This window comes from Gardnerella swidsinskii (genome assembly GCF_023277705.1).
GTDB classification, from domain to species: Bacteria; Actinomycetota; Actinomycetes; order Actinomycetales; family Bifidobacteriaceae; genus Bifidobacterium; species Bifidobacterium swidsinskii.
The window spans coordinates 365,098-387,958 of the sequence record NZ_CP083176.1 but is presented as its reverse complement, the minus strand read 5'-3'; the positions used below and the strand labels follow the sequence as shown (position 1 = coordinate 387,958).

Sequence of the window (22,861 nt, the reverse complement as noted above, 5' to 3'; positions counted from 1 at the left end):
TTAGATACGACCGAGTTTGTTTATGGTTGTTCACAAACTTTCTCGGTCGTATTTATATTTAATGCGTATATTTTCAGTATAAATATACTTTAGTTACTAAAGTCAATATCGCCGAGTTTTTCAATAAGCTTCATATTCTCGCTGTAATCAACTGGGCAGGAAATCACATCGACACCGCTTTCCTGATCCAGCGCTTCACGCAGCATGTTGTACAAATCCTCCGGCTTTTTAACAGCATGACCGCGCGCGCCAAAGCTTTCAGCTAGTTTTGGCACATCCGGATTATGGAAATCAACGTATTCGTGCTCGCCTGCATGAAGTTCCATCTTCCACTTAATTAAGCCATAAGCGTTATCTTCCCAAACAAGAACTACCATTCGGCTGCCAACGCGCACTGCAGTTTCGATTTCCTGCACGTTCATCATAAAGCTTCCGTCGCCCATCACAGCCAAAACCGGTTTCGTGTTAATTTTGCCGGAATTATCGCGAATAAACGAAGCTCCAACAGCTCCCGGAAGCGTCCAAGCCATAGTTGAAAGACTGTTGTCGATTATGCAAGTATTCGGGTGCATAGTTGGGTACAAGCGTGCCATCCACATTTTCAAAGCACCTGTATCTACAAGTACCTTCGTGCCTTCAGGAACAGCGCGGCGAATATCGTAAACTACGCGCTGCGGTTTCATTGGCATGCTTTCGTCGTTTTCGCAAGAATGTAATTCTTCCGTAAGCAGTTGTCGAATACGTGGGTGGCTTACGTCGAAAGTAATGTTGCGTGTCTTTAATACTTCTGTAAGAGTTTTAAGCGTTTGGCCAATATTCGCCATAATATTCAGCGCAGTAGGGTAGTGCGCATCGGTATCTTCCACAAAAGTATTGATGTGAATAATAGTTTTATCAATATTTGGGTTGATTTTCTTCGGGTCGAACTGCTGAATTGAGAAGCCGACAGCAATAATCAAATCAGCAGTGTCAAACGCGAAGTTCTCGTAATCGCGATGCATGAAGCCAACTACACCAAGTGCATTCGGATGATTATCTGGGAAAACGCCCTTTCCTTCGAAAGTAGTTGCAACTGGAACATTAAGCTGCTCAGCAAACGCAAGAAGCTGATCCTCAGCGTGAGAGCGCGCAACGCCGTTTCCAGCCAAAATAATAGGTTGCTTTGCTTGACTAATAATTTTCGCAGCTTCTTCAATAGTGTCTGGCGCTGGCATAATATGCAAAGGATGCGGCAGTGGAAGAGGCTTTGCGTCGTCAGGTGCTGGCATTTCGCTAATATCTTCCGGAATAACAAGGCACGTGGCTCCCGGACGGTTGCGACCGGCAATAGAGAAAGCTTTTCGAACCATTTCCGGCGCAGATTCTGGAGCAAGCATCATAGAAGACCATTGCGTAATCGGTTGGAAGAGCGCAACCAAATCAATAATTTGGTGAGATTCCTTATAAAGCCTAGAAACGTTACCTTGTGCGCAAATCGCTACAAGCGGTGTGGTGCTTGCGTTTGCTTGAGCTACAGGAAGCGTTAAATTCAATGCGCCAGGACCTAGAGTTGCCAAGCATACGCCCGGTTTTCCAGTAATATGAGCGTATGCTGCTGCCATAAAACCAGCACCCTGCTCGTGGCGAGTAAGCACAAAACGAATGCGCCCATCACGCTCAATTGCTTCAAGAAGCGGAATATTTTCCTCACCTGGAATACCGAATACTACTTCAACGCCTTCGTTTACCAAGCATTCAACAACTAAATCTGCAGTATTGCGCTTGTGGTTTTCACGAAGATGCTTTTGACGAGCAAGTTTTTGTTCAAGCTTCTGATCTTCTGTTTTGTGTATTTCTGCCATAATTCGCTTCTTGTGTAGACAACAAATTCTTTGTTTTAATATGATATACGCAATCTTGTCTTTAAACGCAATTTTTGCGATGCGCGTGTCATAAAAAAGGGCGGAATTTTATGGTAGCTACTTTAGGCTAAATCACGCTATTAATAGTTGCTAATTTATTGTTATTGCAACGATTTTGTCGGGAATTTAACCCGATTGTAGGACTGGGTTTCTAGTACAATAGAACCATTGTGTCTATTGCGTTACGGAGGAATGATGAAGCGCTGGCTGTTGAATCTGGTCAAGTGTGAAACCATTCTTATTGTTGCCGCAATTTTAGCGGTTATTTCTTGTTTTTTTGTACCTCTAGATCCGCAATATTTGAGTTATATTCATGTCAACACTATTTCGCAATTAGTGTGTCTTATGATGGTTGTGTGCGGATTCCAGCGCATTGGTGTGTTTCGATCTATTGGTGCGCGTTTGCTAAGGCATGTGCGCACTGAGCGCGGCTTGGTGCTCGTGCTTATGTCGTTAACATTCTTTTCAGCAATGTGGATCACGAACGACGTTGCTTTGGTTACTTTTGTGCCTTTTGCGCTATCTGTGCTCGTAATGGCGAATGCTGAAAAGCAGTCAATTCTTGTAATTACGCTTATGACCATTGGTGCCAATGTTGGAAGTATGCTCACTCCTATTGGCAATGCTCACAATCTGTATTTAAAGGCGTTGACTCATATGTCTACGCAAGATTTTTTGAAGATTATGGCTCCTTATACGATTACAGCAGCACTGTTGATGATCGTATTTGCATTCGTATTCTTTAAGTCGCGCACAGTTGACCAGTTTGCAGGTTTGCATGGTGACGATATTGAACAAAGCGTGTTGGCTCCTTCGCATGGTCATCCGCAGCCTGATGAAATTCGTGTTATGGGTTACGGCATGAATTTTACTCGCTGGCGTGTTGCTGTTTATAGTTTGCTGTTTGTCGTTTGCTTGTGTGGTGTTAGTGGATGGATTCCTGACTGGATTATGGTGCTTATTATGGTTGCAGCTTTTCTTGTTTGCGACCGCCACGTATTCCGTGTTTTAGATTGGGCTTTGCCACTCACGTTTATTATGTTCTTTGTTTTTATTGGCAATATGCGCCGAGTTTCTGGATTTAGCGATCTTGCGCAAATGTGGGTTGGTGCGCATCCGATGGAAGTTTCTATTGCTTCAAGCCAATTTATTAGTAATGTACCAACGACAATTCTGCTTTCTGGATTCTGTGATCAGTGGAAGCTTCTTATTATTGGCACGAATCTTGGTGGAATGGGTACTTTGATTGCTTCTATGGCTTCGCTTATTTCTTATAAGGGAATTACGCACCAGTATTCGCATTACCGTGGGCGTTATTTGCTCACGTATACTATTGTCAATGTGTTCTTTCTTGCAGTGTTGATGTCACTTGCGTGGATTATTGAATAACAATTTTTATATAAACGTTTGATATTTATAATTTTATGGCGCGTTGATAACAGTTTTTTGGTATAATAACCATTTGTTTGCCTCTGTAGCTCAAAGGATAGAGCAACGGCCTTCTAATCCGTTGGTTGCGCGTTCGAGTCGCGTCGGGGGCACTTTTATAAGCCCGAAATTATTGGAATTTCGGGCTTTTTAAAAGTGCCGAGCTTGTTTAGGGTTGAAAGCACGGTGTGTTTTCAACGCAAGCGAGGTCTGTACGCGTCTTTAAGACGCGTACAGGTTACTTATCTTCTTCGCGGCAGCTTTCGCATAAGCCAAATACTTCTAGCGTATGATCCACCACAGTGTACCCGTGAGATTCAGCTACTTTATGAATCCATCCTTCGTCGTCAGGTGGCTCAATGTCGACGGTTTTTCCGCAACGTTCGCACACTAAATGATGGTGATGAGTATTTTCATCGCAAATACGGAATAATTGCTGTCCATTAAAGCGCACGGTATCTACTTCGCCGCTTTGAGTTAAAGAATTAAGTTGACGATACACTGTTGCTAAGCCAATAATCTCCCCGTCTTTGGCGAGTATTCGGTGCAAATCTTGTGCAGAAACAAAATTACGAGACTCGCGTAAGTAGGAGAGTACTATTTCTTTTTGTTTTGTATGTCTACGCATAGGCTCACTAGACATTTCGCATCCTTTCGTCGTTTTTAGTCTAGCTCGTCGTCCCAGCAGCCTGTTGCATCTAATGCTGCAGCAGCGTCAACAGGATTATCGCATAGCACAGTAATATGACCCATTTTGCGATTCTTACGAACTTCAGCTTTTCCATAATCATGTATATGCCATTCTGGATGTTCCAAAATCAGCGAACGTGTAGGAGCCACATGTTGCCCAAGAACATTTACCATAACAGCAGGGGAAAGTAGCTTAGGCTTCTTTAAAGGCCAACCAACAATACCGCGAATATGTGCTTCAAATTGATCCATATCGCAAGCTTCAATCGTATAATGCCCGGAATTGTGAGGGCGAGGAGCAAGTTCGTTTACTACTACGCGATTATCTTTAGTGATGAAAAGCTCGATTCCTAATGTTCCTGCTAGTTCGAATCCTTTAGCTAAGCGCAAAGCTAATTCGTGAGCTGTTTTTTCAACTTCAGGATCAACTACTGCAGGAGCTAAAGTCATGTGCAAAATACTATTGTGATGCACGTTTTTTACTAGAGGATAAGTTACGAAATCCTTACCATTTCCAGAAACCAGGATTGATGCTTCAAAAGCAAAATCGACGAAACCCTCGAGAATTGAAGGAGGGAATTTTCCTCCGCGATCCGAGCGATGGTGAATGTTAGCAACGTCTTCTTCTGTGCGCAAAACATCTTGACCATGACCGTCGTAGCCGCCGCGACGAGTTTTAAGAATTGCTGGCAAGCCTATTTCGTCAATAGCAGCATCTAAGTCGTCCAAATTATTTACTTCACGCCACGGAGCTGTTTCGATTTTATGACTATTAATGAACGTTTTTTCACTGACGCGATCTTGAGTTACGCGTAACAGGTCAGTTCCTTGTGGGATTGCGGTTAAATGACGAACTTTATCAAGTGCGTCTGCGTTAACATTTTCAAATTCGTAAGTTAATACATCGCAACGTTCAGCAAGCTCACGTAAGCCTTCAGGATCGTCGTAATTAGCTTCAACCTGCAAATCTGCTACTTGGAACACAGGGCAGTCAAGCGTAGGGTCAAGAACACCAATACGAAAACCCATATGGCGAGCTGCAATAGCCATCATGCGCCCTAACTGGCCGCCGCCAATAATTCCAATAGTGGATCCTGGCATTAAACGTTCAACAGCACCATTAGTTACTTCAGATAAGGTTGGCATTTGATTCCTCGACTTTTTCTTTTAGTTCATTGCGATATTCTGCTAGTTCTTTAGCAAGACGATTATCAGTTGTACTTAGAATGCTTACAGCAAGCAATCCAGCATTTGTCGCACCAGAGTTTCCAACTGCAGTAGTTGCAACAGGAATACCTCCTGGCATTTGTACTATTGAAAGCAATGAATCCCAGCCTGATAGCGCATGCGAGCGTACTGGCACTCCAATAACAGGAAGCGTGGTTTGTGCCGCAATCATGCCAGGCAAGTGGGCGGCTCCACCGGCTCCAGCAATAATAATGTGGAAACCGTTTGAGCGAGCATTATGCGCAAAATCTGCCATTAATTCCGGTGTACGATGTGCGGAAATAACTCGTTTCATATACGGAACTTGGAATTTATCTAGAATTTCACAAGCATGACGCATGGTTTCCCAATCACTTGAGGATCCCATTACGACAGCGACGGTTGGCTTTACTTCTGACACGATGAACCTCCCTGACGTGCACTTGTTACTTTACGCAACACTAGGGAGAACTCGCCGAAGTTTATCTAAAACTTAACAAATTATTTGTTCGCTTCATTGCTTTTTGGTCGCAACGATTTTACCATTTCTAGTATTTGTTTAGGATTAGCTTCCGGTAAATAGGCGTGAGTTACAGCTAGTGAAATCTGAGCTAATTTTGCAGAATCCATATAGCAAACATATACGGAACTTGCGGATGGCTGGAATTTTTTCTTGAAGAAATATAGCGATTTGAACCCATAAGCTGGTTCCAAAATGTCAGACATCATTTCTAGCGCATGATTAATAACGTTAGAAGATTTTTGACCATTTTCGTTCAATATGTCTTCGTTTATGCCAGCTAGAGGTGCTGCAGAAAGGCTCATAAATTCTACAGAACAGTCTGGGTTTTCTAATCCTTCATCTCTTAAACGTTCTGCCATTCTAGCAATTAATAATTCCATAATCCCATTAGGACTATCTGTGCGGTGACGCATAAAATCAAGTGTCCAACCAATAATTCGATTATTTCTATACGTTGGCATCCAGCTTGTTACTCCAAGTACCCTGCCGTCTTCATTAATAGCGTATAAAATTTTGACGCGGCTATCTTGAAGTTCGTCAAGTCCTCCGAGAGTAAATTTCATTTCTGGAAGAGCTTTTAACTCTGCCCATTCTTCTGAAATTTCTACAATTTGTTGCCGTACGTCCCAAGAGGCTTCGTTATAAGTTGTAAGTACGTCGGCAATTCCATCTCGTTTTGCTTTGTTTATAGCTGTACGAATATCTTGCCATTTTTTCCCTCGCGTCTGCCAAGTATTAGGGTCTACTAGCATGTCTGTTCCGACTTTAATAGAAGTAAATCCAAGTTTTTCTAGTTCTTGACGCGTTTTATCGTGCACAGCATAGAATGCTGGAGACCACGAATTTTGTTCGCAGAATTTAATAAATCCTCGAATATCTTGTGAATACTCTTTTTCATTTCCAAAAGGTTCTGTAAGAGTGAGCGCAATACCGTAATTTAGTCTATAGGCAATTGCAGATTGCCCGCTTTGAGAGAACCAATAATGGTTATTCGCCCAAGTCGTCATAAAGCTCATTGTGTTTCCACCAAGTTCTACTAATGAGCTTGCTTTTTTTCTATCGTTTTCGCTTGTAGAGATGCTGCTGCGGAACCACGTAAAGCAGACAATAAACAATATTGTCCAGAATATCACGCCCACGCTTTGTGCTAGTAAAGAAGATAGGGGTGTTTCAGTGCGAAGCATTGCGTTAGATCTGTTTCCAAATCCCATAGGCATCCAGCGCCCTGGTAGATCTCGCAATAAGTGGTAAATATCAGCAGATGGAGTAAATTCTTCAGGTATCATAAGACCAAAAGCAACATATCCAGCACCAGTTATATACAATGCTATAAAAATTGCTATTAGTCCCAAACGTGCCTGTAGTTTGCTCGTATGAACAGAAAAATGCTTTAAATTAATTATCAACAAAATAGTAAGCAATAATGGTGGGAGAGCGGTAAGCATAAAAGCAACAGCAACAGCATTATGTTGATGTTCCAAAATATTTTGTTTTGTGGCAATTAACGGCAAAACAGTGAAATACATTCCTGCATATAGCACAGTCAGTGCGTTTATAAATATAGAAGTTAATGCAGCTAGTCTACGCCCTCGTAACATTCCCCACGCAATAATCATCAGTGTGATGCTTGGTAATAGAATGCGAATCCATAATTCGCCAATTGCAGCGTGATGTAGACCTGAATGAAGAAAACAATTATTTGTGCTGTAATTTGTCATGCATCGCGTAAGCCATGTCTTAGAGCCTAGTTGCGGTGACATAAACAAACCAAGAGTAGTAAGAATTCCTGCGTGAGAGCGTGAAGATAATGCCAACACTGGACCTAATGCAATAATGCTCTGAGCTACTGCAAAAAGCCTACGAATTTCGTAATCTGTACCTTCCCACCAGTTTACACTTCGTCTAACGCCTTTTGTTTTGCTCATAATATTGCCGATGATGTGTCCTGTAAGGGCTGCAATAATAGTGCAATAATCGCCTGGATTTCCACTATAAAGAAGCATTGCTGAAGTAGTAGCGTATCCAATTACTAAAGTTCTTCTGCGCCACAAAATAGATTCGTAAGATGCAGAAGCCATAAAAGCGCCAATAAACAGTGTGAATGGAGATAGTCGAATAGGAATCTTGGTAATCCAATGCATGTTTCGAATAATGATTGAAAGATTACCTATGATTGTTAATCCTACAATTATGCCAACAAGTGTGCTAAATATTGCAATATAAATAATATTAAGTCTACTTATACGAGTTTCTGCAACGCCAATAAGTACGGCAACAAGTAAACAATTAACCATAAGAGATGGCATATTATTTACGAAAATAAGCGAATGGCACACTTTTATCAGCAGCTCTGTGACGTTTCCGTGCCCGAAGAATAGGCTTGGACCTTTTGAATGATGATGTCGCATAAACAATTGTGCAAGAGTAGCGCTTGTGCCATAAGTATAAAAATGCATAAGTGCTAATACGAGCCAGTGTATGCAATTTATAACAATAAAAATGCATGTAAGCGTTAATGCAAAAACTTTATGTTGCATCCAGGTTATGAAATCGTGCATCAATATTTTTGTATGCCGAATTGCTGAATGTTTAGAATCAGAATCATTTTTCTTACAACGTTTATGAAAGAAAGACAGCATCATATTAGTCTCGATTCACTTGCTGGTTGATAAGAATTTGTACATTTTGGTAGGTATTAAGTTTTGGTGCAGTGCTTGAAATACCTGTTTTTTTGCAGAATTGATCAATTGCTATTTTTAATCCAGCTTTTACTGTGTGCCAATCATGACCATTGCCTTGAGAAAGCATGGTTATAACATTCATTCCAGCGCGATGTGCGCTTAGTGCGATGGTTGCCTGATTCGCTTGAGATTTAGTATCCCATGAGCCCGCAATAGCGTAATAATTTTGTTTCAAAGGAGCATTTTTACGCATTATCACGCTAGGTATATGTCGCTCATATTCTGATGTGTTTCCATTGAAATAATGATTAATTGTTTCTTGGCGATTCTTATATGTTGGTTCTAGTTCCCCTCCGGCAGAAAAAATGTTTCCAAATATATCAGGGTGAGATGGAACTAGTTGCGTTGAGCAAGTGCCTCCTTGTGAGAAGCCGCCCATAAGCCACATTTTAGGATCTTTGCTTACTGGCAAATGTTTGCGTATCCATTTAGGAACATCATTAATTAAATATGTTTCTGCTTTGCCGAACACATGTGTATCCGCACACAGAGAATTATGCGAAGATTCACCATTTTGGTCAGGGGCTACAACAATAGGTGCAAGACCGTAGTGATTTTTCGCGTAATTGTCTAAAGTATTTGCAATATCGCTTGCTGCAAAAAAGTGATTAGGGCTACCAGGTTGTCCTGCAAACATGACCATAACTGGCAGTTTTGGTGGTTTTTTAACAAGTGCAGCAGGTGGCAAGTATACGTTTGCTATTCTGGCATTGAAATGTGAAGCAGTGCTAGGGATATAAACTGAACGAACAATACCTTTTTTAGGCAGTTTTGGCAGTTTTTGTTGTGCTGCTAACTCTCTCCATTGTTTAATACTAGAGGATGCGGATTTTTGCTTATTAACTTCTAGTTTTGGAAAACCGCCCATTCCAAATATTGAACCTATTGTCGTGTATTCCCCATAAATCATGTCTACATGAAGAGCTGTGCTTGCTAACGTCAAGATAATAGCTATTACTGCAACTAGTTTTCTCCATTTGTGTAAGAAAACAAATGCTGTTGCTGCAAAACCTATAAGCCCGAAGCCGCATGCAATAGAAAAAATAACGAGCCATCCAAGACTTACTTCGAATACAAGAAACACGTCAGAAATAAGCCAAGCAATTATTCCACCGACAAAAAATGTTATGACACCTATTGCAAGTTGTATTAGTAAGTGGAACATTTTCTTGCCGCGTTTTGTTTTCATAAAAAGCAACAAGACTAAAGAAATACCATTTACGCTAAAAAGGCTTACTGGTAGCCATCCTTGCAAAAGACTCACTTTTGCCAATTGCAGCATGTTTGACTCCTATACTTTCTAGTCTAATTTGCGTACCAGTTACTAATCTAAGCGACATATACGCACAGTAATTGCCCAACCTAGTAATGTAATGCTAGTATCTGAAATTTTCCTCAATATTTGTTTTATTTTTTATTATTTATTCTATTTAAATAATAAATATCGAAACATATATTGTAATCAGTCCTAAGTATTAAAATTGCTATTTTTTCTTGTTTCAATGCATTGTTAAAAATTTATGACGATAGCAATAAGTAAACTTGCACATTATTAGTAATAATTAGCACGTGTGTGATTTATTGAGGATAGTATGAAGTCATTTTTGCGCTTGAAAGTTCCGTATTGGCTGTATGCATTTCTTTTCTTTGTTATTGACGGCATGTCGGTAATTATTGTGCAAATGGGTGTGCAGCGCGCTGGAAGAGTTGAGATGACTTCTGCAATGTCTGGTGGACGTTGGGGATTAATAACTAAAACCTGGAAAGAACTTAATTTCGTTATTGTTCTTAGTGTGCTCGTTGTTGCGATGATATACGGTTTAATTCTTTTGATTAGTAACCGATTTTGGATATCAAGTGCAATAATTCTAAGTGTTTCATTGCTTATTGCTGTTATTGAATATATGAAAGTAAATGTTCGTTATGAAACTATTCTTCCTGCGGACTTAAACTTTTTAAAAAGTAACACTGGTAATGTCGCTTCATTTTTGCCAGATAATGCTCCTATGGTCATTGGTGTTGCTTTAGGCGTTTTTATTTTGCTTTTAGTTACAACTGTTTGCTTACACATATTTGATACAAATCATGGAAAGATTGTGCGATTTAAAGATTGGCGTTATTCTGCTGGTATTCGTGTTGCAATTGCGTTGATTTTAATAGGGAATTTAAGCTGGTATATTGGCGGCGTTGGCACAGTTGACTCTTCGGCTAATGTTTTTTCTAAAATGCTTGGTGACAGTCCTGCTATGTGGGATTCTGTTTATGACGCTCAACGCAATGGTGCTATTGTGGCATTTTTGCGTAATGTAAATCCTAAAATTATGGATAAACCGGCTGATTACAGTGAAGAAACTATGAAGGCTGTATACAAGCGTTATAACGATGAAGCTAAACGTATAAATCGTTCTCGTACAACAAATATGAACGATAATACTTTTATTCTTATCTTGTCTGAATCGTTCTCTGATCCTACTCGTGTTCCTGGTTTGAAGTTGAACAAGAATCCAATACCATTTATTAGCAATTTAAAGAAGCATACGGATAGTGGTTTGATGCTTTCTTCTGGTTATGGTGGCGGTACTGCAAATCTAGAGTACATGTCTTTAACTGGTTTGAGCATGGCTAATTTTGATCCTTCAATGACTAGCCCGTATCAGCAGTTGGTTCCTAATGCTCAATGGTCTCCAACTATTAATCAATATTGGGATGATTCTCGTAATTCTATTAAATCTATAGCTTTCCACCCGTATGAGCCGAGCATGTATTTGCGCGCTACTAATTACAAAAAGTTTGGATTTAGTAAGTTCTACGCATTGCAAGGACCTGATGTTATTGCTCACCGTGATGTTATAGATAAATCACCGTATGTTTCTGACGCATCAGCATATAAGAGTGCGTTAGAAAAGATTAAAGAGCATAAGCAACCTAGGTTCGTACAAATTGTTACTATGCAAAACCATATGCCTTATAGGGATTGGTATGCGAATAATGAATTCGAAGCGTCTTCTAAAGATGGTGCCGCTGATCTTGGTGATGATGAAAAAACTTCTATTGAAACGTATGCTAAGGGTGTGCAGCACACTGATGAGACAACACAAGCGTTTTTGAAGAGTTTAGATAAACTAAATAAGCCTATTACTGTTATGTTTTATGGTGACCATTTGCCAGGAATTTACGGCACTGCAAGTTCAGATGAAAAGAATTCATTGTCTTTGCATTTGACTGATTATTTTATTTGGTCAAATAAAGTTGCTTTGGAGCGTAAAGAGCGTAGTGAGAAAAAATCTTCAAACAAAAATGTAGAGCATTCTAATACAAGTAAAGATGTAGATCGTACTAATAAGTATTCTTCGCCTAACTTCTTTATTTCTCAGGCTGCTTTACATATGAACGCTAAAGTTTCCCCGTATCTTGCTTTCTTAACTCGTTTACATGAGCATGTGAGTGCTATGGAGCCTCCTGTTGTAAATACTATTCAAGGCTGGGATAGAATTCCTGAAGGACAATCAATTTATTTGGATAACGATGGTAATCCGATGATTTTGTCTAAGATGGATAAGAAGTCACGTCAACTTCTTCACGACTATCGCTTAATACAATACGATATTACTGCTGGAAAGCATTATTTGCGTAATACTGATTTTATGAAATTACCGCGCTAAAAGCTAGTTTGATCATTAAAATGCCCCTCGTTTGTATTTGATAAATATTATTTTTCAAATAGCGAGGGGCTTATTGATTTGCAATTTGTTAATGAAAACTATATTTAATTAACAAACTATTTTAAAGCTTTTTCTGCAATATCATGCCTAAAGAACATGTGTGGAAGATTAAGTTTATCTAATATGCTGTAGACGTTGTTTTGAGTGTCTTTTACGTCGTCTCCATGCACTTGTACAAGAGCTACTCTACCTGAAGAAGTAAGAAGTTTTCCGCTTTTTTCATCGCTTTTTACTCCTGCATAATACACGTGCTGACCTTGGTTTTCGTCAACAGGAATTTGAGGAAGTTGAGTTCCAGTAACTAAAGTGCCAGGGTAGCCTTCGCTTGCAATAATTACGCCGAGCGTAACACCGCTATTTTTCCAAGTAAAAGTTGGGCTTTTATGTCGCAAAATATTCCATATAGCTGCACCAAAATCTGAAGTAAGGCGAGGAAGCACAACTTCTGTTTCTGGGTCTCCAAAGCGAGCATTAAACTCAATAACTTTAGGACCTGTTGCTGTATCAATTAAGCCAGCATAAAGCACGCCGGTAAAAGGCGTACCCTCTTTAGCTAGTCCTTCGACAGTTGGACGCACAATTTCGTCGATAGCACGCTGAACTGTTTCGTTGCTAATTTGCGGCACAGGGCTATAAGCTCCCATGCCTCCAGTATTTGGTCCTTTGTCGCCGTCGTAAGCACGCTTGTGATCTTGAGAAATAGGCATAACCCAAAAATCAGTTCCGCTTACGAAACTCATAAGTGAAAACTCTTGGCCTTGCAAAAATTCTTCAATAACAACTTTTGCTCCAGCTTGACCAAAACGATGATCGACGAAAATATCTTCCAAAGCATCAACTGCTGTTTGCTCATCCATAGCAACAGTAACGCCTTTTCCAGCAGCCAAACCGTCCGCTTTAATAACAATTGGAGCACCATGCTCAAGAACGTATGCGCGTGCCGTCTCCAAAGCGTCAAATGTTTTGTAGGAGGCGGTTGGAACGTTGTGACGAGCCATAAGCTTTTTTGCGAAATCTTTAGAGCCTTCAATTTGAGCTGCGGCTTTGTTTGGACCAAAAGCGGCAATTCCATGCGCTTCAAAATCGTCAACAATGCCATTCATAAGGGGAACTTCAGGACCGATGAACGCAAAATCGTAGTTATTGTCTTTAACGAACTTAATAAGAGCGTCATGATCTGATTGATTTATGTTTGCAGTTTGAATGCCATCTGCTGTAATACCAGGATTTCCAGGAGCAACAGTTACTTCTTCAACGCTTTCTCCTTTAAGTAGCGCGTGTGCAATAGCGTGTTCGCGAGCGCCAGAACCAACTACTAAAACTTTCATTTTTAATCCTTTATTGCTTTAAGATTTTGCTGTCTACTGTTTTGCAGCTTCATATTTTGCGGTTTTGCAGTTTTGCAGTTTACAACAACTCAACTGCAACGTTTTCTCGCTTAGCCATTTTGCCAATAATATAAGCGGTTTCGTCATGCTTGTTTAGTACTCGCATTGCCTCGTTTGCTCGGCTTTCATCAACTGCCAAAACCATGCCAATGCCCATATTAAAAACGTTGAACATTTCAGCGTGAGCAACTTTGCCTGCTTGTTCAATAACGCCAAAAATAGGTGGAACGCTCCAGCTAGTGGTATCAATTTTTGCAGCTAAATCATCTGCGTACATGCGCGGAACATTTTCAATAAATCCGCCGCCTGTAATATGAGCAACTCCCTTAATAAGATGTTCAGCAAAAAGTGGCTTTAAAGCTTTTACGTAGATTCGAGTGGGTTCAAGAAGAACTTCGCCAAGTGTTTTGCCATTAAGCTCATCTAGCTTGGTGTCAACGCTAAAACCTGCTTCTTCAAACAAAGCTTTGCGAACAAGAGAGAATCCGTTTGAATGAACTCCTGAAGAAGGAAGTCCGATAAGCACGTCGCCGGCAGTAATAGTGGATCCATCAACAATATTAGAACGTTCTGCAACGCCTACTGCAAAACCTGCAAGATCGTACTCGTCTTCGTCATACATTCCAGGCATTTCAGCAGTTTCGCCGCCAATTAAACCTGCTTCTGATTGCACGCAACCGTCTGCAACGCCTGAAACTACTTGCTCAAGTATTTCAGGATTGTTTTTTCCGCATGCAATATAATCGAGGAAGAAAAGCGGCTCGGCACCTTGAGCTGCAATATCGTTTACGCACATTGCAACGCAATCAATGCCAATAGTGTTATGCTTATTCATCATTTTTGCAATCACAAGCTTGGTTCCAACGCCATCCGTGCCAGAAATCAGCACTGGCTCTTTGTAACCAAGAGACGCCAAATCAAATAAGCCGCCAAATCCGCCAATGCCACCTACAACGCCTGGGCGCTTTGTGCGATTTACATGAGATTTAATACGACGTACTACTTCGTATCCTGCTTCTACGCTTACGCCAGCTTCTTCATATGCATGTGGCATATCGGTTCCTTTCGTAACACTGTTATAAGTATTTTCTTAAGTTTTATTTATAAATTGCAATAAACAATTAAATTATTAAGTTATATAAGATCTTCGTGCGAATATTTACTATGTTTCCTTACTTCTTGCAAATGTTCGCGTTCTTCAGGAGTAAGTGAAGCCAAGAATTCTTCGCCGTAATCGTCTAGTGCAGTAGGGTAGTCACCATTAAAGTAAGCAACGCACAAACCGCCATAAGGAGCAGGCTTTTTTAATCCAATCGACTCGACTAATCCATCTAAAGACAAAAATGCTAAGGAATCAGCATCGATATACTCGCGAATTTCTTCAACTGAATGCTTTGCTGCAATAAGTTCCTTCGTAGTTTGAATATCGATACCGTAGAAGCAAGGATATTTAAGCGGAGGGGAAGAAATACGCATATGCACTTCTTTAGCGCCAGCTTCTCGAAGCAATTGCACAATGCGCTTAGAAGTAGTTCCGCGAACAATCGAATCGTCAATAACGATAACGCGTTTTCCTGCAACTACACCACGAACAGCAGAAAGTTTCATACGAACGCCTTGCTCGCGTAATTCTTGCGTCGGTTGAATAAAAGTGCGTGCAACATACTGGTTTTTAATCAATCCCATTTCGTTTGGAATTCCGCTTGTTTCAGCGTATCCTGCAGCAGCAGAAAGTGAAGAATTAGGAACTCCAATAACCATATCTGCTTCAATAGGAGATTCTTTAGCCAAACGTGCACCCATGCGCTTTCGTACAGAATGAACATTAATACCGTAAATATTAGAATCTGGGCGAGCGAAATAAATAAATTCCATTGAGCATACTGCATGCTGCACGTGCTTTGTATATTGCTCAATAGTGTAGCCATCGTCATTAATAACAATGATTTCGCCAGGCTCAATATCGCGAATAAACTCTGCTCGCACAATATCAAGCGCACAAGTTTCAGAAGCAAGCACGTACGCGCCGTTCTTCATACGACCAAGCGAAAGAGGGCGGAAACCATTTGGATCAGTTGCTCCGATTAGTGCATCTTGAGTAAGCAATAAGTAAGCAAAACCGCCATGAACAGTTTGTAAAGCTTCTTTTAGGCGATCCATAAAAGTTGCTTTACTGGAGTGGCGAATTAAATGCATCAATATTTCAGTATCAGAATTTGAGTGGAATATTGAGCCTTTATCTTCCAAGGAATTACGTAGGCTAGTGCAATTTGTCAAATTTCCGTTATGAGCAAGAGCTACGTCTCCATCGTGGAAACGGAATAGGAAAGGCTGAATGTTATCAACGCTTCCAGAACCTGCAGTAGCATACCGCACGTGACCGATAGCCCTGTTTCCAGTAAGACGATCCATAACTTGTTCATTGCTAAATACTTGAGTTAGCAATCCCAATCCGCGATACCCATGCAGTTTGCCATTGTCGTTAGATACAATGCCGGCACCTTCTTGTCCTCGATGCTGTAGCGCATGAAGTCCAAAATATGTCAGCCTAGCTGCATCTTGATGACCCCACACACCAAATACGCCGCATTCTTCGTGAATATCTTCAAGTTCTGCAGACATTCATACCCCCCTAATAATCGATGATTGTAATCGTCGAATTTTGTAGTTATTTTGATACAAGTTTTGCAACTGTAAACTAAAGCTCATGCAGTGAAATATTCAACACCAGCTTCAAACAATGGTTGCTCGTGGAAATCAGGAATATTGACATACAAGTCACGACCTGCGCGCTCGCAATGTCCCATTTTTCCAAAAACTCGACCATCTGGGCTGGTAATTCCTTCAACGGACATAATCGATCCGTTTGGATTCACATTCAAACTCATGCTTGGAACGCCATTGCTATCAACGTATTGCGTAGCTACTTGGCCGTTGTTAATAAGCTTTTCCATAACTTCTGGCGTTGCAATAAAGCGACCTTCTCCATGAGAAATTGCAACAGTATGCATGTCTCCAACTTGCGTATTTGCTAACCATGGTGAAAGATTTGAAGCAACTCTAGTGCGAACAATCCTACTTTGGTGTCTGCCAATAGTGTTGTAGGTAAGAGTTGGGCATTCGGAATTTATTGGGATAATGTCACCAAAAGGCACAAGACCAAGCTTAATAAGCGCTTGGAAGCCGTTGCAAATTCCAAGCATTAAACCGTCACGATTATTAAGCAAGTCACGAACTGCGTCTGTTACTGCTGGATTCCTAAAGAATGCTGTAATGAATTTCGCAGAACCGTCCGGCTCATCGCCTCCGGAGAAGCCTCCTGGAATCATTACAATTTGACTCTTTTTAATCTCTTCAACCAATCTCTCAGCTGATCGTGCAATATCTTTTGCGCTTAAATTATTAATAATAAGCGTATGAGCGTCTGCTCCAGCTTTTTCAAAAGCAGCTTGAGTATCGTATTCGCAATTATTTCCAGGGAAAACTGGGATAATAACGCGAGGATGCGAAAGCGGCTTTAGTTTTCCTGTGTGCATGCGGTCTGTAGTAGAAACATTAGTTTCGCTATTAATAGTTTCTACAATCTCGCCAGGCTTTTTATATGGGAAGATTGAGGAAAGTGCGCTTTCCCAAACTTTTTGTAAATCACTTAAATCAATTTCTTCGCCATTTGATGAAGTAATCGCGTAATTTTCAGTTGTTTCGCCAACAAGCTCAACGTCAACCAAGCTTGTATTAGCTAACGACGGAACTTCAGCGTCTTCTTTAAGCTCAACATAGAAGCTTCCATATGCTAGCTTAAATAAATCATCGTCGCTTAAATTGTTGAATAATTTAAGACCAATATGATTTCCAAGCGTCATTTTGAATAAGCTTTCTGCACTAGCACCGTAGCCAGGAGTAGATATAGCAAGAGCTTGCTTGTTTTTCGTAATATTTTCTACAATTTCTATTGCTTTCAGGAAGCTTTCTTTTTCTGGAGTAATTCCGTCGGATTTATACTTCGGAGCAATACGTATAACTTTATGATTTACACCCTTAAATTCAGGTGAAACAGTTAAACGTGCATCTCCAGTAGAAACAGCAAACGAAATCAAAGTTGGTGGCACATCCAGATTCTCAAAACTGCCGCTCATAGAATCCTTGCCGCCAATAGCTCCAACGCCAAAATCAAGTTGTGCATTTAAAGCACCAAGAACTGCTGCAGCTGGCTTTCCCCAACGCTCTGGAATATCGTGAGGTTTGCCAAAATATTCTTGTAAACTCAAGTAAGCACGTTCGCGAGTGAAACCGCTAGCTGCTAGCTTTGCCAATGATTCAACAACCGCAACATAAGCTCCAGTAAACTGATTCTTTTCCATCAAATACGGATTAAATCCCCAAGCCATTGCGGAAGCTGTGTTTGTTTCGCCAAATACTGGGAATTTAGCAACCATAGCTTGAGCAGGAGTAAGCTGACGGCGACCGCCAAAAGGCATAAGCACAGTAGCAGCGCCAATAGTAGAATCAAATCGTTCAGATAAGCCTTTATTTGAAGCAATATTAATATCCGAAACTAAGTTATGCATGCGCTTTTCTAACGGCAAATCTGACTGATTCTGCCATGGAGTTTCGTAAGATTCTCCACTTTCAATATGCAATATCTGCTGTTTTGGAGCGCCATTAGAAGCTAAGAATGCTCTGCTTAAGTCAACAATGGTTTTTCCACGCCAAGTCATTCGCATTCGCGCTTCTTCAGTAACAGTCGCTATTATTTCTGCTTCAAGATTTTCTTCACGAGCATACTTCAAAAATTCTTCAGCATCACTTGACGCAACGTCGACAGCCATGCGCTCTTGAGATTCAGAAATAGCAAGCTCAGTGCCATCGAGACCTTCATACTTTTTAGAAACTTTGTCGAGATTAATAGTTAAGCCGTCAGCAATTTCGCCAGTTGCGACAGAAACGCCGCCAGCGCCAAAATCGTTGCAACGCTTAATAAGTTGGCAAGCATCCTTGCGTCGGAAAAGTCGTTGGAGTTTTCGCTCAATAGGAGCATTACCTTTTTGAACTTCAGCTCCGCACTCTTCAATACTTTCAACATCTTGAGCTTTAGAAGCGCCGGTAGCGCCTCCAATACCATCTCTACCAGTGCGTCCGCCAAGAAGAATAATCACATCGCCAGGAGCTGGAGTTTCTCTGCGCACATGGTCGGCTGGGGTAGCGGCAACAACCGCACCAACCTCCATACGTTTTGCAACATAACCCGGATGATAAAGTTCATGCACTTCGCCAGTAGCTAAACCAATTTGATTTCCGTAAGAAGAGTATCCTGCGGCGGCAGAAGTTACGATTTTTCGCTGTGGAAGCTTACCGTTTAAAGTCTCGCTAATAGGCGTGCGTGGATCTGCAGCACCAGTTACGCGCATTGCTTGATACACGTAAGAGCGTCCAGAAAGAGGATCGCGGATGCAGCCACCAATGCACGTTGCAGCTCCACCGAAAGGCTCAATCTCTGTAGGATGATTATGTGTTTCGTTTTTAAACAGGAATAGCCAATCTTCGTCGTGACCGTTTACGTCCACTTTAACTTTTACTGTGCAAGCGTTGATTTCTTCTGACTCGTCCAAATTTTTAAGCTCGCCAGTATGCTTTAAGTATTTTGCGCCAATAGTTGCCATATCCATAAGGCAAATAGGCTTATTTTCGCGATTTAGTTCTTTTCGCAAATCAAGATAACGGCTAAATGCTTCTTGAACAGTGTTATCGTCAATGGAAATATCTGTAAGCTCGGTGCCAAAAGTCGTGTGACGGCAGTGGTCGGACCAGTACGTATCAATAACGCGAATTTCTGTAATAGTAGGATTTCTATGTTCTTCACAGAAATACTTCTGGCAGAACTTTGCGTCAGCCAAATCCATTGCCAAACCGCGAGTATTAATAAAGTCTTGTAATCCAGCTTCGTCTAAATCGTTAAATGAGCTAATTACTTCTACATCAGATGGTACAACTGCTTCTCGCTGTAAACTTTTTACCTCATCAAGTGAAGCTTCTCGCGCTTCAACAGGATTAATAACGTAGTGTTTAATATCGTTTAGTGCTTTTTCGTCAAGATTACCTTTTAAAGCGATTACTCTAGCAGTGCGCACTGTTGGGCGTTCGCCTTGACTAATAAGTTGAATGCATTCGCTAGCAGATTGCGCACGCTGATCGAATTGACCAGGCAAAAATTCTACAGCAAATACGTGCTCGTCGGTTTCAATAGGCAAGTAATCGTAAGTATTATCAACTGGAGGTTCGCTTAATACTGTTTGCACAGCATTGTCGAATAAATCTTTGCTGATACCTTCAACGTCATAACGGTTAATAATTCTTGCGGAAGTAATCGCGCTTATGCCAAGAATCTCCCTAAGCTCATGTAAAAGCTGTTGCGCTTGAACGTCAAAACCAGTGCGTTTTTCCACATATACGCGAAATACCACGAGAAACCTACCTTGTTGAATGTGCGGTATGAATGCAGTGTTTATTGTTGTATTGGTTTTAAATTATAAATATTAAATTATTCAAAATCACATTAAGAATGCATGTGGCTCGCACCCCTAAAGGTACGAGCCACAACAATCATTATCGTTCTACGCAATCGTCAGGTTTGCGCACAGAAACATCCAAACCTTCGCTTTGAGCTAAAGATGCAAGCCTATCGTAAATCTCTTCATAAGCAGGAATGATGTCGCCTAAATCGCGCCTGAACAAGTCCTTGTCCAAATGACTTACTCCGTTCGTACCAGCATTGCGCTTATCCCAAAGTCTGCAAGTATCAGGAGTTATTTCATCAGCGAGAAGAATATTTCCTTCGGCGTCCACGCCCTCTTCAATCTTGAAGTCAACAAGCTGAACATCAATCTTGGAGAAAATATCCAACAAAGCATTGTTAACAGCATGAGCTTGACGAGTGACTTCCGTCATTTCTTCATCTGTTGCTAATCCAAGAGCCACAACGCCTTCAGGATTAATAAATGGATCACCAAGCTCGTCGGACTTTACGCAGAACTCCAACAATGGCTTCTTTAAAGGTGTTCCTTCTTTAACGTTATAACGTTTTGCAAAAGAACCTGCAGCAGTATTTCGCATAATAATTTCCAGTGGGAACATGCGCATACGCTTTACAAGTTGTTCAGTATCGGAAATTCGTCCGAGGAAGTGGCTTTTTACGCCGCGCGCCTCAAGTAAATGGAATAGTAACGAAGTAATCCGGTTATTTAAACTGCCTTTACCTGCAATCTGAGCTTTCTTCAGACCGTTACCAGCTGTTGCCTGGTTCATGTATTCAACCCATAGCACATTGGTGTCATCGGTAGCATACAGTTTTTTGGCTTTGCCTTCGTACAACTTCTCAAGTTTTTCCATGATATGCCCTCTCTTATGTGCATTCACAGTTGTAGGCGCAAACCAACAATATTTGTAGGTTTACCTGACCTTTGCCAGCACGATTAGCGTAACAATTGTTACCTACAAAATTTCCCTTCGTACATACTGTAAATTATTATCTTTTTTAACTCCTATGCCTTAATTTTCAATGTATCTAAGCATTCGTTTGTATAGTTTTTAGCGACATAGCGATGCGTGTCGCATTTTCTCTAGCTTCTTCCTGCGTTAATCCAGTAGCTAAAGAAACTGCCATTCGTCTGTGACCATGTACAGAAGGCTTAGCAAAAATACGCAAGTTGCATCGATAATTTTCGCCAGATTGCAAAGCTTGAGCAATATTCGTAAAACCAACAGATCCTTCCGCCTTAATAACAATGGCGTGACTTGCTGCAACTTCATTATTTTTCAAAGAAAGCTCAGTATAGTTAGCTGTAACTGGAACTCCCAAAATAGCCAATGCATGCAATGCAAATTCACTGTAATGCTGCGAAATCATAGTTACCATGCCAGTATCGTGTGGGCGAGGTGAAAGCTCGTTAAATAACAGTGAGCCATCTTTTAATACAAATAGTTCGACTCCATAAATGCCCCAACCTGCTTCGCCAGCTTCTTGCGCAATATCAGTCAAACCTTCTACAGCGCGCTTTGCAATATCTTTCGCATTAGTGCGGATCGATTCAGGAATATTTGCAGGCTGCCAAGATTCTCTATAGTCTCCGTCTTGCTGACACTGAGCGATCGGCTCACAAGTAGTAATTCCTGCGCAAGAGCTTATTGTAAGTACTGTAAGCTCATAATCAAGCGGAGCTAAAGCTTCAACAATAACGCGTGAACACTCATTCTCATGACCAGCTGCTGCACGCCTGCCATGCTGAGCTTCATTCCAAGCTGCAAGCAAATTTTCAGAACTACGAACTATTGACTGACCATGACCAGAAGAGCTCATAACAGGCTTAACTACACAAGGATAGCCAACTTTTTTAGCTCCATCCTCTAACTCTTCATAAGATGAAGCGAAACAATACGGTGTAGTAGGCAGTCCTAAATCTTCGTGCGCAATTCTACGCAAGCGCTCGCGATCCATTGCAATCGCGGCAATATCTGAGCTAGGAACGACTTGAATATTCTTTTTAGCAGCATCTTTCAAAACTTCAGTAGCAATAGCTTCAACTTCTGGAATAATAATGTCAGGATTCACATTGGAAATAAGTTCTTGCAATTCTTGCGGATTCGACATATCTAGCACGTGGTATTCGTGAGCTATTTGCATTGCAGGAGCGTTTTTGTAGCTATCGGCAGCGCATACTAGCACGCCTAATCGCATAAGCTCAATCGCAATTTCCTTGCCAAGCTCGCCTGAGCCAAGAAGAAGTGCTGTCGTGTTGTTGCTATTTGCAGTTACGCCAAAAATGCGTTGATTTTGCTCAGAAAAACTCATACACCCATTGTTGCATTTGCCATTGTCGAATAATTGATGTTGCTACTACGACGCGCCGAAGTGTGTTGCTCTGGCGGAAATCTAGAAAATCGTGTATAGTATCCCTTTGTTGTGTGATTATGTATGTTTTCACGCGCATGGTGGCTATAGCTCAGTCGGTAGAGCATCTGATTGTGGTTCAGAAGGTCGCGCGTTCAAGCCGCGTTAGCCACCCCACTTGAACGGCAGGTAAATATCTGCCGTTTTTTGTTTTTGGATTGCAATATTTTGCCTATAACCCGCATATAACCCCGAATTTAGGAATTTTTATGAATATTAAGAAATTTGCAAATTTTACTTGAAATTTTTCATGGGGGTACAACTATGTGTGTGCTTAGCGGTAGTGCACTACATTATCTTGCGTTTAAGTTTTTGGCG

The 22,861-nt window shown here is 41.0% G+C and carries 14 protein-coding genes and 2 tRNA genes; 4 read left to right on the top strand and 12 right to left on the bottom strand.

All coding sequences use genetic code 11. The annotated features are described in order from the left end of the window. Positions 1-89: 89 nt before the first annotated feature. Positions 90-1,841: an acetolactate synthase large subunit gene (locus tag K9E37_RS01565; RefSeq protein ID WP_012914359.1), complete on the bottom strand. Its 1,752-nt coding sequence runs from the start codon at positions 1,839-1,841 to the stop codon at positions 90-92. A 255-nt stretch (positions 1,842-2,096) separates the two neighbouring features. On the opposite strand from K9E37_RS01565, the gene K9E37_RS01560 reads away from it, so the two are divergent. Next, the gene (locus K9E37_RS01560) at positions 2,097-3,290 is read left to right on the top strand and encodes an SLC13 family permease (RefSeq protein ID WP_033888456.1); all 1,194 of its coding nucleotides are present in this window, start codon (positions 2,097-2,099) and stop codon (positions 3,288-3,290) included. Positions 3,291-3,369: 79 nt separating this feature from the next. Then, positions 3,370-3,442 (top strand) — tRNA-Arg (locus K9E37_RS01555). A gap of 125 nt (positions 3,443-3,567) precedes the next feature. On the opposite strand, the gene K9E37_RS01550 is transcribed toward K9E37_RS01555, so the two are convergent. The 5 genes from K9E37_RS01550 to K9E37_RS01530 form a co-directional block, all read right to left on the bottom strand. After that, positions 3,568-3,972 carry a Fur family transcriptional regulator gene (locus tag K9E37_RS01550; RefSeq protein ID WP_004106002.1) on the bottom strand — a complete coding sequence of 135 codons (405 nt, stop codon included), beginning with the start codon at positions 3,970-3,972 and terminating at the stop codon, positions 3,568-3,570. Between the two features lie 20 nt (positions 3,973-3,992). Next, positions 3,993-5,165 (bottom strand): 5-(carboxyamino)imidazole ribonucleotide synthase, encoded by a 1,173-nt coding sequence (gene purK, locus K9E37_RS01545; protein WP_004108378.1) that lies wholly within the window; start codon positions 5,163-5,165, stop codon positions 3,993-3,995. Further along, the gene (gene purE / locus K9E37_RS01540) at positions 5,149-5,613 is read right to left on the bottom strand and encodes a 5-(carboxyamino)imidazole ribonucleotide mutase (protein WP_004108375.1); all 465 of its coding nucleotides are present in this window, start codon (positions 5,611-5,613) and stop codon (positions 5,149-5,151) included. Before purE ends, purK begins: the two co-directional genes overlap by 17 nt. 113 nt (positions 5,614-5,726) lie before the next feature. Beyond that, complete coding sequence (locus K9E37_RS01535) at positions 5,727-8,390, bottom strand: bifunctional lysylphosphatidylglycerol flippase/synthetase MprF (protein WP_080514463.1); 2,664 nt, start codon at positions 8,388-8,390, stop codon at positions 5,727-5,729. Between the two features lies 1 nt (position 8,391). Further along, positions 8,392-9,771 carry an alpha/beta hydrolase gene (locus K9E37_RS01530; protein WP_248893446.1) on the bottom strand — a complete coding sequence of 460 codons (1,380 nt, stop codon included), beginning with the start codon at positions 9,769-9,771 and terminating at the stop codon, positions 8,392-8,394. Between the two features lie 310 nt (positions 9,772-10,081). On the opposite strand from K9E37_RS01530, the gene K9E37_RS01525 reads away from it, so the two are divergent. Next, a complete protein-coding gene (locus tag K9E37_RS01525) occupies positions 10,082-12,151 on the top strand; it encodes an LTA synthase family protein (RefSeq protein ID WP_248893444.1) in 2,070 nt (689 codons plus the stop codon). A 116-nt stretch (positions 12,152-12,267) separates the two neighbouring features. Here the strand turns inward: K9E37_RS01525 and purD are convergent, their stop codons facing one another. The 6 genes from purD to purT all read right to left on the bottom strand — a co-directional run bounded on the left by purD (position 12,268) and on the right by purT (position 22,444). After that, positions 12,268-13,539: a phosphoribosylamine--glycine ligase gene (gene purD / locus K9E37_RS01520; RefSeq protein WP_248893442.1), complete on the bottom strand. Its 1,272-nt coding sequence runs from the start codon at positions 13,537-13,539 to the stop codon at positions 12,268-12,270. A 79-nt stretch (positions 13,540-13,618) separates the two neighbouring features. Beyond that, the gene (gene purM, locus K9E37_RS01515) at positions 13,619-14,653 is read right to left on the bottom strand and encodes a phosphoribosylformylglycinamidine cyclo-ligase (RefSeq protein ID WP_004108361.1); all 1,035 of its coding nucleotides are present in this window, start codon (positions 14,651-14,653) and stop codon (positions 13,619-13,621) included. Positions 14,654-14,733: 80 nt separating this feature from the next. Next, positions 14,734-16,221, bottom strand: coding sequence for an amidophosphoribosyltransferase (gene purF, locus K9E37_RS01510; RefSeq protein ID WP_248893440.1), 1,488 nt, complete (start codon positions 16,219-16,221; stop codon positions 14,734-14,736). Positions 16,222-16,304: 83 nt separating this feature from the next. Beyond that, on the bottom strand, positions 16,305-20,060 hold the full coding sequence (locus K9E37_RS01505; protein ID WP_248893438.1) for a phosphoribosylformylglycinamidine synthase: 3,756 nt from the start codon (positions 20,058-20,060) through the stop codon (positions 16,305-16,307). 142 nt (positions 20,061-20,202) lie between these two features. After that, the gene (gene purC, locus K9E37_RS01500) at positions 20,203-20,985 is read right to left on the bottom strand and encodes a phosphoribosylaminoimidazolesuccinocarboxamide synthase (RefSeq protein WP_248893436.1); all 783 of its coding nucleotides are present in this window, start codon (positions 20,983-20,985) and stop codon (positions 20,203-20,205) included. Between the two features lie 175 nt (positions 20,986-21,160). Beyond that, positions 21,161-22,444: a formate-dependent phosphoribosylglycinamide formyltransferase gene (purT, locus tag K9E37_RS01495; RefSeq protein ID WP_248893434.1), complete on the bottom strand. Its 1,284-nt coding sequence runs from the start codon at positions 22,442-22,444 to the stop codon at positions 21,161-21,163. A 140-nt stretch (positions 22,445-22,584) separates the two neighbouring features. Here purT and K9E37_RS01490 point away from each other — a divergent pair. Beyond that, positions 22,585-22,660, top strand: a tRNA-His gene (locus K9E37_RS01490). Positions 22,661-22,861: the final 201 nt, after the last annotated feature.

Bases quoted from the DNA above. Each gene is read 5' to 3' on its own strand.
- K9E37_RS01565 (WP_012914359.1), bottom strand. From the start codon at position 1,841: ATGGCAGAAATACACAAAACAGAAGATCAGAAGCTTGAACAAAAACTT.
- K9E37_RS01560 (WP_033888456.1), top strand. From the start codon at position 2,097: ATGAAGCGCTGGCTGTTGAATCTGGTCAAGTGTGAAACCATTCTTATT.
- K9E37_RS01550 (WP_004106002.1), bottom strand. From the start codon at position 3,972: ATGTCTAGTGAGCCTATGCGTAGACATACAAAACAAAAAGAAATAGTA.
- purK (WP_004108378.1), bottom strand. From the start codon at position 5,165: ATGCCAACCTTATCTGAAGTAACTAATGGTGCTGTTGAACGTTTAATG.
- purE (WP_004108375.1), bottom strand. From the start codon at position 5,613: ATGGGATCCTCAAGTGATTGGGAAACCATGCGTCATGCTTGTGAAATT.
- K9E37_RS01535 (WP_080514463.1), bottom strand. From the start codon at position 8,390: ATGATGCTGTCTTTCTTTCATAAACGTTGTAAGAAAAATGATTCTGAT.
- K9E37_RS01530 (WP_248893446.1), bottom strand. From the start codon at position 9,771: ATGCTGCAATTGGCAAAAGTGAGTCTTTTGCAAGGATGGCTACCAGTA.
- K9E37_RS01525 (WP_248893444.1), top strand. From the start codon at position 10,082: ATGAAGTCATTTTTGCGCTTGAAAGTTCCGTATTGGCTGTATGCATTT.
- purD (WP_248893442.1), bottom strand. From the start codon at position 13,539: ATGAAAGTTTTAGTAGTTGGTTCTGGCGCTCGCGAACACGCTATTGCA.
- purM (WP_004108361.1), bottom strand. From the start codon at position 14,653: ATGCCACATGCATATGAAGAAGCTGGCGTAAGCGTAGAAGCAGGATAC.
- purF (WP_248893440.1), bottom strand. From the start codon at position 16,221: ATGTCTGCAGAACTTGAAGATATTCACGAAGAATGCGGCGTATTTGGT.
- purC (WP_248893436.1), bottom strand. From the start codon at position 20,985: ATGGAAAAACTTGAGAAGTTGTACGAAGGCAAAGCCAAAAAACTGTAT.
- purT (WP_248893434.1), bottom strand. From the start codon at position 22,444: ATGAGTTTTTCTGAGCAAAATCAACGCATTTTTGGCGTAACTGCAAAT.